Source organism: Methanolapillus ohkumae (assembly GCF_032594355.1).
Classification (GTDB): Archaea; Halobacteriota; Methanosarcinia; order Methanosarcinales; family Methanosarcinaceae; genus Methanolapillus; species Methanolapillus ohkumae.
Genome location: NZ_CP131061.1, coordinates 1,727,860 through 1,739,931 on the forward strand (window position 1 = coordinate 1,727,860; position 12,072 = coordinate 1,739,931).

General features: G+C 39.2%; 11 protein-coding genes and 1 tRNA gene. 3 read left to right on the forward strand and 9 right to left on the reverse strand.

All coding sequences use genetic code 11. The annotated features are described in order from the left end of the window. Positions 1 to 81: 81 nt before the first annotated feature. The 3 genes from aroD to MsAm2_RS07620 all read right to left on the reverse strand — a co-directional run bounded on the left by aroD (position 82) and on the right by MsAm2_RS07620 (position 5,394). Positions 82 to 864, reverse strand: coding sequence for a type I 3-dehydroquinate dehydratase (gene aroD / locus MsAm2_RS07610; protein ID WP_338097651.1), 783 nt, complete (start codon positions 862 to 864; stop codon positions 82 to 84). A 135-nt stretch (positions 865 to 999) separates the two neighbouring features. Further along, a complete protein-coding gene (locus MsAm2_RS07615; RefSeq protein WP_338097652.1) occupies positions 1,000 to 2,127 on the reverse strand; it encodes a 3-dehydroquinate synthase II in 1,128 nt (375 codons plus the stop codon). A gap of 216 nt (positions 2,128 to 2,343) precedes the next feature. After that, positions 2,344 to 5,394, reverse strand: a complete 3,051-nt coding sequence (locus MsAm2_RS07620; RefSeq protein WP_338097653.1) for an S-layer protein domain-containing protein — start codon at positions 5,392 to 5,394, stop codon at positions 2,344 to 2,346. A gap of 433 nt (positions 5,395 to 5,827) precedes the next feature. Here MsAm2_RS07620 and MsAm2_RS07625 point away from each other — a divergent pair, with 433 nt between their 5' ends. Next, entirely contained in the window at positions 5,828 to 6,880 is a 1,053-nt protein-coding gene (locus tag MsAm2_RS07625; RefSeq protein WP_338097654.1) for a hypothetical protein, read from the forward strand. Further along, a complete protein-coding gene (locus MsAm2_RS07630) occupies positions 6,873 to 7,010 on the forward strand; it encodes a hypothetical protein (protein WP_338097656.1) in 138 nt (45 codons plus the stop codon). Before MsAm2_RS07625 ends, MsAm2_RS07630 begins: the two co-directional genes overlap by 8 nt. Positions 7,011 to 7,029: 19 nt before the next feature. Here the strand turns inward: MsAm2_RS07630 and MsAm2_RS07635 are convergent. Then, a tRNA-Arg gene (locus MsAm2_RS07635) sits at positions 7,030 to 7,104 on the reverse strand. Positions 7,105 to 7,357: 253 nt separating this feature from the next. Between MsAm2_RS07635 and ilvE the strand changes: the two genes are divergently transcribed. Continuing rightward, positions 7,358 to 8,242 (forward strand): branched-chain-amino-acid transaminase, encoded by an 885-nt coding sequence (ilvE, locus tag MsAm2_RS07640; RefSeq protein WP_338097657.1) that lies wholly within the window; start codon positions 7,358 to 7,360, stop codon positions 8,240 to 8,242. A gap of 444 nt (positions 8,243 to 8,686) precedes the next feature. Here the strand turns inward: ilvE and MsAm2_RS07645 are convergent, their stop codons facing one another. The 5 genes from MsAm2_RS07645 to MsAm2_RS07665 all read right to left on the reverse strand — a co-directional run bounded on the left by MsAm2_RS07645 (position 8,687) and on the right by MsAm2_RS07665 (position 12,027). Continuing rightward, on the reverse strand, positions 8,687 to 9,028 hold the full coding sequence (locus tag MsAm2_RS07645) for a hypothetical protein (RefSeq protein WP_338097658.1): 342 nt from the start codon (positions 9,026 to 9,028) through the stop codon (positions 8,687 to 8,689). A 60-nt stretch (positions 9,029 to 9,088) separates the two neighbouring features. Continuing rightward, entirely contained in the window at positions 9,089 to 9,541 is a 453-nt protein-coding gene (locus tag MsAm2_RS07650; RefSeq protein WP_338097659.1) for a hypothetical protein, read from the reverse strand. Beyond that, on the reverse strand, positions 9,519 to 9,947 hold the full coding sequence (locus tag MsAm2_RS07655) for a hypothetical protein (RefSeq protein WP_338097660.1): 429 nt from the start codon (positions 9,945 to 9,947) through the stop codon (positions 9,519 to 9,521). Before MsAm2_RS07655 ends, MsAm2_RS07650 begins: the two co-directional genes overlap by 23 nt. Positions 9,948 to 10,325: 378 nt before the next feature. Then, positions 10,326 to 11,075, reverse strand: coding sequence for a ribonuclease H-like domain-containing protein (locus MsAm2_RS07660; protein ID WP_338097661.1), 750 nt, complete (start codon positions 11,073 to 11,075; stop codon positions 10,326 to 10,328). A 385-nt stretch (positions 11,076 to 11,460) separates the two neighbouring features. Beyond that, the gene (locus tag MsAm2_RS07665) at positions 11,461 to 12,027 is read right to left on the reverse strand and encodes a DUF531 domain-containing protein (RefSeq protein ID WP_338097662.1); all 567 of its coding nucleotides are present in this window, start codon (positions 12,025 to 12,027) and stop codon (positions 11,461 to 11,463) included. Between the last annotated feature and the right edge of the window lie 45 nt (positions 12,028 to 12,072).

Sequence of the window (12,072 nt, forward strand, 5' to 3'; positions counted from 1 at the left end):
TTTCGTTTTATTTAACGTATTTATTTTTCGTTTTATTTAACGTATTTATTTTTCGTTTTATTTAACATGTTTTGTCTGTGATCAACAGGTTTTTTCTTTTTCGAGAAGTGATGAACTCAAATTTAAACTTTTCATTCCGGCTTTGATTTCATCGACTCTTAATTGCCCCGGCGCTGCCGGCTCCGTAATAAATCCGTAGGAAAAAACGGAACCGAACAGGGGCGCAATAATTCTGGAATATTGGAAAGGTTCCCCCATCGCAATCAAACATAGATTTGCGGGCCCTGATTTTGATTTTAAGATCTCTTTTTGAGAGCGTGCGCCGGCTTCAAACAATTTTAAAACATCAGTATTGTCTTTAGGTGTGACCGCAATTTTTGAGACACATGCCCCAAACTTTTGAGAAACGGACAGCATTTTAACCATCTCTTTTTGGGACGGCATTTTTCCAAAATAATGAGAAGAAATAATCACGCGTGTGCAAGATTTTTGAGCGTGCTCGATCGCTTTTTTAAGCTTATTTTCCGAACTTGACCACTCCAAATCAATAAAATCGACATATGGCGTCACAAATCGGATCCACTTAAATAAATCACACGCATTCAAATCCATTGCGCCGCCTTCCTTTTTGGAACGAAACGTCCCGATAATGAAAAGACCGGTTTCTTTTACTTTTCGAATCAGAGAAAGAATTTCTTTCTTGGCCGCTTTTTCATCACCGTTTTTCATCAAATCCGCCAAAATCAAATCAAAACGAATTTCCAAAATATCGGCACCCAGTTCCCTCCCCACAAAAGCAGAATAAACCGGGTCACGGACAATTGTCCCGACAACAGACGGATAAACAAGATCTGAAGAACTCATAATAATCCCTGAGAAAAAATGAATGAAAAATAATATCAATTTGAACAGCAAATCTTTTTTCAAATATTTTTTCGAATTTTCGATATTTCATTAATTTTCAAATTTTTTTATTAATTGTTATAATTGTTTAGAGATTTAATTTTCAATAATTTTTTCATTGACACTCATCCCGAAATGACGTCCGGGCTTTTCTGTTTTGACCAAAACTTTGTCGCTTTCCTTTAAGCTTGTAATCGGGACGCTTTTTCCACCCGGCTGAATCAGCCGAATCGTTTCCGCATTTTGAAGAATCACTTTAATTGTTTTTCCATCGACTTGGGCTTCCACGAGCATCATCGGGCGGGATTCGATTTTGACACGTCCGACAATTCCGGGACGCGTCTCTCCTGACTCTTTTACAATTGTCACATCGTCCCCGGCTTTAAGTTCCGAAAGATAACGCATGGAATCCCCGACTTTCACATAAGAATAAACTGCGCCCGCATTGACTCGAAAAGGCCGGGATGCCACATATTGGCTTTCTTCCGATTCGGCCTGAACCAAAAATAAGCCGGAAGATTGAGAGCCGATGAGCATTCCCTCGCCGGGAACCATGAGATTACAGGTATCCACACACACCCGGTCGCCCATTCCCAAAGATTGGACTTTGGTGACCTGTGCCGTGCTTAAACTTTCCACCGCAAAATCCAGAGATTTCACTAAGGAAACGGCTTCTTTGATGTCGCCCACATCTTCGCAATCAATCAAAACACCGTCCACCCCTTTTTCCAAAATTTGAACCGCGGTTTGAACTTCAGAAACGGAACCGGCACACGCAATGATTTTGACATCATATTTGTCCAGCACCGCAATCAAATTTTCCAGCGGAATAATCCGCCAATCGCTTGCGGAAATAATCAGATAATCCAAATGCTTTCCAGCCTCAGCGGCATACTGTTCCGCTTTTTTGTTCCGAATGTCCACATATCCGGCAATTGTTTTTCCGGAGCGTTTCAACTCTTTCATCATTTTGACATTGAGCGCCTCGGTGTAATCATCCAAAACATCCCCGTTTTCAGGGGTTAGGTCCATAACCAACACATCGGCGCCTTCTTGATCTTCCTCAAAAAAACAGGCCACTTTAACGGTCCCGAGTTTCTTGATTTTGGAAATGTCCACCGAACCCGCAAAAACAAAATCGATTCCGGATTCAAGACCGACGGTAATCCGCCCTTTCTTTTGTTCCCAGTCGCCTTCATCTGCTTTAATCCATGCGGTTTTCATGACATTTCCTCTTTTTTAATTTTTCAATTGAATTCAATAAAATATTTCCAATAATTCTATCAAATTATTCTCATGAATTCAAATCGAATATATTTTTAATTCTTTTTATTCTTTTAATCTTTACATTCTTAAGACAAAACTCTGACTTAGACAACCTTTGATTTTCCATGATTTAAACTTTGTTTACGTTTTTTTTATTTTGCTTAAAGTTTGCTCTTAAAGTTTGCCTTTCTTCTCTTGATTTTCCCGTGCTTTCTTTTGGCTGTTTTTCAATTCGGCCGGCTTATTGCTGCTGGAAAATTTATGCGTATTTTCCTTGGATTTGGAGGACTGAGACGGTGCGGTATTTTTCGGTTTTGGCTTTGAGGAGGAGCTGCCGGAATTGCTGCCGGAATTGCCGCTACCGGACCCGTTGGAGCCGCCGCTTAAGAATCCGAATGTTGATGATTTCTGAGACGCATTTGCCGGTTTGGAAGATTTCGACTTGGAAGGGGTTGCCGATTTTGCCGATACTGATTTTGCCGATTTTGTCGATTTTGCCGGCTTTTTTGTTTTTTGGTTGCCGCGTTTCTTTTGCGTGAAATACCAAACCCCGCCGGCCAACACTAAAATCAACAAAAGAATGCCGCCGCCGATTGCAAGCATGTCCCAAGGAACGGCTGGTTTGCCGGATTCGTTCGAATAAAACGCAAACGATTGGTTGCCCACCGTAATCACATTGTATCCGGCTGTAAGAGGCTTTACCGTGTATGAAATCGTTTTAGATTCCCCCGGCTCAAGCGTCACTTTTTTGGTCGTGTTTTGATCATTAAAAGAGATGGAGACTTCCCCGACCCCTTTTTCTTTGCCGACGTTGGTGATTTCAAATGGAATTTTCGTCCGCTGGTTCATGAAAAATTCAAGTTCGGACAAAGGCGCGTTGGTCACCGCAAAGTACGGGCCGTAGGGCAAAATGTTTTGGCTCATGGCTCCCGGACCGTATCCTGATTTTGTGGCTTTGTATTCAAATGAGCCGGGCGCTTTGGCGGTGACGGAAACCGATCCGTTTTCATCAGACATTCCAATCAAAACATTATTTTCATAGACAGACGCACCGGTGACATATGCGTAAGAATCGTCCCGGACAAAAATCAGGAAAGAATCACTTTCAAAAATATAAAGCGGTGCCGTCATTGTCAGATTTTTTTCCGGATCCGTCGTGGATTTCATTTGGAAGGCGGAGGTGTACCCGTCTTTTTCCGCGGAAAAATTGTAAGTGCCGGATTCCCCCACCGTATATTGAATTTGTCCGGAAGAATTTGTTGACCCAATACTGTTTCCATTGACACGGACTTGGACGCCTTCGGCATTTATCCAATTGCTGCCATCAGACGCCTGCACCCGAATGTCTATGTCTTGATACGGATAAACCATATCCGGAAGGATTATTTTTAAGGATTTTTGCGTGGTTGACCCATTTTGATTGAAGAAGAAAAAGCGGACGTCATCCGAATCTGCGACGTGAAGAGATAAATTTCCAACCAACCGAATGTCGCGGCCACGGGACAAATCAATCGTGTCATTGTTCAGCAAATAAAATCCGGTCCGGCTGGTATATTCCACCCGCATGTTGTCTATGCGGCGGCCGGCAGTCACGTCGGTTGTGTTGTCGGAAATTTGGAAAATTCCGGAAATATTAATTTCGGTGCTGCTGCTGCCGACAAAAATAGATCCGACTCGGACAACGATTTGCGGAACGCCGCCGATTTCTCCAAAAGTGGTTTTGCGGATATAATTTTCGTTTTCGGACAGACTGGCATTTTCTACCGCCGATCCGTTTTTAAGAAGCGTCAGATTGAGCTTTTTGCTGCTTCCTTCGCCTTCTATTTTGTTTAATTTAAGCGCGTAGCCGTCTCCAAGGGAAATTTCGGAGCCGACGGAATAACTTCGGCTGCTGTTATTATTGACCAAAACTTTAGAAATCAGTCCTTTTTCAAGAATATTGTAATCGCTGCTTGTGAAATTGGTCGTGTTGTTCTTTTCAGAAGAATTGTAAGCGGTGTAGCCGGCAAAGTATTCGTCTCCGGCAATACGAACGGACTTAAAGCCGCCCCAATCGGAATAATTAAAAGAGGAGTTGTAAGACAACACTTCATAGCTGATTTCTTTGGGATTGAGCGTTCGACCGATATTTCCTTTGACATCCACCGTTAAGTTTTCGGGCGTCATTCCATTACTCCAAATGTAAGAGAACTCGCCATAACTGCGACCGGTCCAACTTTTCATATTGTTGTCATAAATGTCATAGACGGAGCTTCTGGAAGGGTATTTTTTTTCGGCAGTAGTAATCGGATCTGAAATCAAGCCGAAACGGAGTTTTGAGGAGTCGCCGACTTGAATTTTGATGTGTTCCATGAGGGTGATGTTGCGGTTGGCGGACAAATCAATCCGGCTCGGATTTTTCATGATAATGGATGTGTTGTTGACGTTTGTGATTTCCATGGCATCTACACGTTTTCCGGAAGAAACGTCTTTGGAATTTTCAGATATTTGGAAAATTCCGTCGATGACGGCTTTTCCGTCGGTGACGTCTCGGACGTGAACGGCAATAATGGGGATGCTTCCGGAATTGTCCAAGCTTTTCTCAAAGACAAATGTGGAATTGGAAGAGACGGTTTCGTTTTTGACCGCGCTGCCGCCTTTTTCAAGCGTCAGCCTGAATTCACGGTTGTTGGTATTGATGTCTGAAATCCGGAGTTTGTAATCGTTTTCCAAATTGTGAGTGTCTCCGGAACTGATTTTTCGTTCGGATTTTTCATTGATGAGAACCTCATACAATCTTTTGTCGGAAAGGGTACTGACATTGGATTTTGCAAAATAAGCCGTATCGTTTTTGTCGCCGGAATCATATTTTTCGTAGCCGGCGAAATAGGGTTTTCCGATCCAAGCAATAAAATCATAGCTTCCCCAATCGGAATACGCAAATCTGGCCGGTTCGACTTCCGTCATGTATCGGGCGTTTGAGGATTCGATTGTCCGGCCGGATGTGGAAATTGTCATTTCGAGGGATTCGGTGTATAAATCGGAATCGGTATCAAAATAGAATCCGGAATACAAATGCGGTGTCCAGTTGTAGGTGGACGGCATTCTTTGTTCTTCGTCCCAAATGTTGCTTCCTTTGGTATCGGCGGCGGCGGTGGCGCAAAGGCACCCGGCCAAAATGGTAAAAAGAATCGACAACAGGAAGAGCTTTCTTAAGGATAGTTGTGTTGTGGAATTATTTTTCATTCTCGAATACATGGACAAGTCTCGTTTATCTTTGTGGAATTGGAATAAAATCGTGTGAAAGAGAGAGGATAATGAAAGTTGGCGTTAAAGACATTAAATACGTGGCGTTAAAGACATTAAATAAGTGTGGCGTGGAATTAAATATAAATCGATTTAATTTAAAATTAAATTTCCGATTCGGGTTTTTAACTCTTTATAATTATGCCTCCCTTTTGGTATAATACTTTTTTGCTCTCCTGCCTTAGCAAATTGTGATTTTGACAAAAAACCGTATTTTGCTTGTTTTTATTGTTTTTTAATTTTTATTTGTTTTTCTTATTTTTTATTTTTATTTGTTTTATTTGCTTGTTTTATTTGTTTTTGAATAATATTTTAAAAAATTATTTAAAAAGACGGAAATACTTGAGGGGTTTTGTTGAGGCAGAGGATGAAAATGAGACACAAATTTTTCTTTTTCCGATTTTTAAAGAACCGGTCCGGCGTTTCCGCTGTTTTTGGCGCTTTGTTGCTTTTGGGAATTTTAGCGGTTGCCATTTCTTTAATCACTGCCAATGTTCTTCCGGCGCGGGCTCTTTTAGAAGAGGAAAAGGAAGAAAAAATCTTTTTTTCATCCGTTCTTCTTTTTGCGGAAAAAATCAATCTTTTGATGAAAAAATCAATTTCATTTACGGGACAAAGCGATTTTGTCTCCGAAACCCAAATTATTGTCTCTAAAAACACATCAGTTTTTGCGGATGAAAACGCCGGATATTTTTTTGTGCGGACCAACGCAACCCTACCGCCAAATTCCGTATTTATGATTGCAGATTCCAACGAGCATTCGTTTTTGGAAGCGGATTTTTTGCCGAAAAAAAACAAAAATGGAAACGAGATCAGAGACGGAAACGAGAACAAAGATGAAAACGAGAACAAAAATGAAAACGAGAACAAAGATGAAAATGAAAATGAAAAAAAGTTCGAAGTTTTAACACTCAGCCACGGGTCGGTTTTGTTTTCCAAAAAATATGAGCAGCTTCCGGACCAAATGTATTTTTACGGCCCGTCTTCTTGTGTTCTCGGCCAAAAAAACGGCGCCGTTTTTGTATCGTCTCCTTCCATATCGGTCCGGCGGGGGGAAAACAACCAAACCATGTTCACTTTTTCCGGACAAATTTTCAAAAGCCGAATGCCGCCGGTGGAAGCCGAACAAAAAAATCTCCGATTTTATGTGACAAAAACCGCAACCGTCCGGGACCGAGTCAATCTCCTGGAAATCCAATACAAACCGGAAACCTCCATTTTTGAGAAGGATGCGGAATATTATGAAAACCACAATCAACTTCTGGAGAATTGGATGATTTCTTTTTCCGAACAATTAAAAACAGATTTTCCGGCGTGGGAGATTCAATATGATTCCGAAAAAAGGACTATCCGAATAGAATCAGACACAACTTTTGAAATGGAGATGACCGTCTCGGAAATTGAAATAGAATGGGGCGGTGGTTGATGATAAAAAAGGCAAGACACAAAACAATAAAAAAATAACAAAAACGAAAAAACAAATAGCAAAAACAAATAACAAAAACGAAAAAACGAAAAAACGAAAAAACGAAAAAATAAAAACAAATAGCAAATAAAAATCCATAAAGAGAAAAACGGGCCCGGGAGGATTCGAACCCCCGACGTTCGGGTTAGAAGCCCGACGCTATATCCTGGCTAAGCCACGAGCCCAAGTGATTTACATCGACTGGGGGAGAGAAACGTTTCTTTTTCCTTATATAGTTTATGTTCTTTAAAATTCAATCCGCCGGCTAAATTGACAATTCGGTTGTTTGAATTCTATTTTTGAATTTAAATCTCATCATTCTAAAAGGCAAGCGGACGAAAAACATTTAAATGAATTGATATTTTTGTATGTTTTGTAGGTGTTGATTTTATATTTTAAATGAAAATGATTAAAAACAAAATCAATGGAAATGATTCAATGAGTGAAAAAGAAAATTTAATTTATGTGAACGGCAAGTTTGTTCCCCAAGGTCAAGCTTGTGTGTCCGTTTTTGACCATGGTTTTCTTTACGGAGACGGTGTCTTTGAAGGAATCCGCGCGTACAACAGCCGTGTTTTTAAATTAAAAGAACACGTTGACCGGTTATTTGACTCAGCGAAAGCCATTGATTTAAACGTCGGCATGACCAAAGAACAGATGTCGGAAGCGATCTTAGAAACGCTGCGCGTCAATGATCTCACCGACGCCTACATCCGCCCGCTCGTTACCCGTGGAAACGGTGATTTGGGACTTGACCCGAGAAAATGCGCAAAACCCAACGTTTACATCATTGCCAAATACTGGGGCTCCATGTACGGCGATTTGTACACAACCGGCTTAAAAGCCGTGACGGTCGGTGTCCGCCGTGTGGCGCCCGACGCACTTCCGCCCAACATCAAATCGATGAATTATTTGAACAACATCTTGGCCAAAATCGAAGCAAACGCCAAAGGCGCCGATGAAGCCATTTTCCTGGACAACTGCGGCCGAGTCGCCGAAGGTTCGGGAGACAACATTTTCATCATTAAAAACGGTGTTGTGTACACCCCACCGACGATTGGAAACTTAAAAGGAATTACCCGCGCAACCGCCATTGAACTTTTGCAGGAAGCCAAAATTCCGGTCAAAGTGGAAGAAATCGGAATTTTTGACGTGTACACCGCCGATGAAATTTTCGTAACCGGAACCGCCGCCGAAGCCGCGCCCGTCGTTTATGTGGACGGCCGGACAATCGGAACCGGAAAACCCGGACCCGTCACTTTGGATATGGTAAAAAGATTTGAAAAAATTACGCAAACCACCGGAACCCCGATTCAAAAATAATCGGGACTTCCGCTTCTTTTTTTGTTTTCTTTTTTTTCTTGTTTCAATTTTTTTGTTTCTTTTTTTCTTGTTTCTTTTTTTCTTGTTTCTATTTTTTATTTTTCCTTTTTGATGCTGCCTCCGCGCGCGTTACGGCAACAAAATTTTTAAAAATCAATAAGAACCGAGGTGTGTTTTTATTTTTAATTTTTACAAGCCTGCGTTTTAGTTTCATATTTTTAAAAATATAAAATTAATTAAAAGAAAGTGTTTTTGGAATAAACGTATTATTTTTAATTATTTTGATGAATTTATTTTAAATAAATTATTTTTAAAAATAGGCTGGAATCTATTGATATTCCATTGGAAAAAACGGGGGAGAAATACTTCAATAGAGTTCTTTTATTAAAATATAAATAAATAAGTTGTTTATTAGTTACTTAATGATATATGTTTGAAAATAAATCATAATTTTTCGGATTTTTTAAGACCTAAATACCAAACAACAACATAAACAACAAAAGCGGTCAGAATAAAGGCAACAATCTTTGGATCAAATTGATTCGGAAAAAGAAAAAGCCATGCAACAGACCCATAAAAGCAAACTCCGAAAACAAAAAACAAAAAAAACCATATTTTAGGCAAACGATAAGAATGGGGGTTTAATGAAGTATAAATACAAAAAGCACCCAAGCCCAAACTCTTAAACATAAAAAATCCATGTGGTTCCTGAAATTTCCAAATAAAAAAAATAATACTCGGTATGAGTAAAACCAGTAAAATAACTTTTTTTTGTTTTTGGTTCATCTTCAACACCTTTTCTATTAGCAATGAGTAAGTTTTTCAACTTACTCACTGTTTTTTTGCTCACCATACCGCATACGATGCTTCAATATATATTTTAATAGACGGAACAGTTGGGACACCAGAAAGAGCTCCTAACTCATTATTCAATATATTTGGAATCCAAATCTGCGTTAATGTAGAGTAAATATTTACATACAAATCTATGTCATCAAACCCCAAAAACTCTTCACCTAAAGCAATAAGGGTAGTTATCGTATCAATTACTGCAAGAGCCGCCCCAGTGCCTGCTGGTCCCCCAACAACACCTGCAAGAATGGTTGCTAAGTAGGAAACACTTACTAGTAAAACCACTCCAGAAGCATTACTAATAAGTAATGTTGAATAGGGGGGATAACTGCTATTGAAATAATGTGAACCGCGCAATGCATTAATTACAGGAAAATTGCTTTTATCAAGAGATTGTTGCGAGCTTTCAATTTGAATAATTTCCCTATCTCTTTGCATTAACTCCATTTATCGATGAAATTGTTACCAATTCATATGTGTTGTTACTGCCATTATTTTGAATTTTGGTAGAGAGAATCTCATAACACACATCTTCTTTATTTGTTACGAGATGATATGAATTATTGGAAATATCAATATTTGAATACATTTCTGCTTTTTGAGGAATGGATTTACTATCATTGATAGTATTGTATGTAATTTCTCCAAAAAGAATCAGATTCGTATCATTTGCTTTTATCTTTGTGTTGCTAATATTCAAGTCATTAACTTGAATTTCATACAAGTTTAAAAATTGGTTTACAATTTTTTCCATTTCTTCTGTGTCTTCGTTGCTTAATGTCTCCGCATCAGAATATTGGACACTTAAATCATAAATTTTTTTGGTTGCGATTTTTTGATTTTCCTCAGCCATGACCGCCGGAATAAAAAATGAAAATATCAAAACCGACACAGTAGAATTGAGGTTACTTTTGTTTTTTTCATTTTAATGACTCCTGTTGTTTTTAATTACCATTTTAAAAATAAAATGGCAATTAATCAAAAATCATCAAAATATATATATATGTTTGAATATAATATTTTAGAGATAAAAATGTATTTAATAAAAACATATTTTATATTCAATGATATAATGCATGCAATAGATCTTACAATACAAAAAATATCTAAGCATAATGATTTTTTGAAATAAAAGCACTATATATAATTTTTATATCAGAACTCACCTTAACAATTTTTAAAAATTGTATGATTATCTAAAACATACAAATTTTAATAATATGTGGCCGGTTTATTTTTCAAAACAATTTCGGATAAATGATGGATAAACTTTATGGATGATGGTTTCAAGGTTGACAATATCTTCTTTGTTGTACTGCAAAAGCGTATCCAGCGCTTCTTCATCCCCGCGCTCATACCGCCGCCAAAGACGGACCGCCTCAAACCCGTCCACGTTTTTGACATTCTCATCCCGCTCAATTCCCAATTGTCGTTCAATGCTTTTTAAGCCGCCCGAATAGCCGATTCGTTTGAGCGGATACATCAAATCCATATGCAAATGATTGAATTCAATTTCCGGAAATTCCCGCTTAATAAACGGCAAATCAAAACGTGCGCCGTTAAACGTTACCAGCATTTTGTATTTTGACAAGGCCGGGACAATTTCTTCCAAATCAATGCCTTTGACATATGTTTTTGCACATTTTCGGTCGTAAATTCCAACAACCGTGATACTGTCGTAGCCGGGCGCAAGTCCGGTCGTTTCAATATCAACAAAAGCCACGGACTCGGAAAATTCGGAATAAGCGCGCCAGTGTTCCGCCGACGGCAACCGCTGCGCGAAAAAAAGATGGTCTTCATCTTTCAAATGCGCCGCCGATTCGTCGATTCCTTTTTCAACGGCCGCTTTTTTGGTTTTGGAGACCGGAAGGCGATCTAATTGAGCAACGGCATCCTCCCAAGATTCGATGCCAAAATCCCAAATACTTTTTTCAGCGCCTTTGCCGATTCCATCCATTTGAATGTAAGAATTTCGAAGCATAAAGGAAAGTAACGGATTTCAAGTATATTGAATTCTGCGGTGGCTTTTCGGCTGTTTTTGGTACTTTTTTTTCAAGTTGTGTTCTTTTTGGGCTTGCAAACGTAAAAACCAAGAGGAATCACAAATACGGCTGAAATAAAAATAAATACCAGCTGCGTTGTGATGTCCGGTGGAAGAAAAAACAATGCTGTAAAATAAAAAAAGCAAACTAAAATAAAAAACAACAAAATTTTTGTTTCATTCTTCATGGAATTCCCCTTTAACTTAAATGTTTGAACCAAAAACTTAGTTTAAACGCGATCTATTAATATTTTTTGTTTTGGAACCGCCCATGCGCGTTATGGCACCGGATTTTTAAGACTTTTTCAAAATTATGGTCCGTTTTTTATTTTTTATAATTTTCAACCGGTTGATGCTTGTTTTTTTGCTCCAAAGCAAAAGTGAGCGCATTGATTTGCGTTGGAATCGCGCCGATTGCCGTGCATGTTTCCAAGGAAATGCGTTTGGATGTGATGTCCAAATGGTATTCCGCCCGCTCAAATAAGTCTTTAGGAAGTCCTTTTCGCCCGAGGCCGACCAAAAACATGTAAGACTTCTTTTTCAAATTTCCATCCGCCACATCCAAGGGCGTCAATGCTTTTTGCAGATATGGCTTAGACGTCGTCACCACAATGGAGCCGAAATGCGCCGGAAAGCCCTTAGCCGGCATATCCGACACATACAAATGATGCTCCTTGTTCAGAAGTTCCAAATATTTCCCGGACTCGCCAATTGTAGTCTGCTCGCGAACAAATTCTACCAACTCGTCTTTTTCCATTTTAAATGGAAAATCAAAGAGCGCCAAAGAAAAATCATAAGCATAACAAATCGGTGCCGCCCGCGCAATCGCGCGGTAATGGGCGTCCACGATTTTAATTTTATCATACATATTGACAATGCCAAGCGTTAACATAAATTCACATCAATAAACTCAATGAAAAATAAAATAAAAAATAAA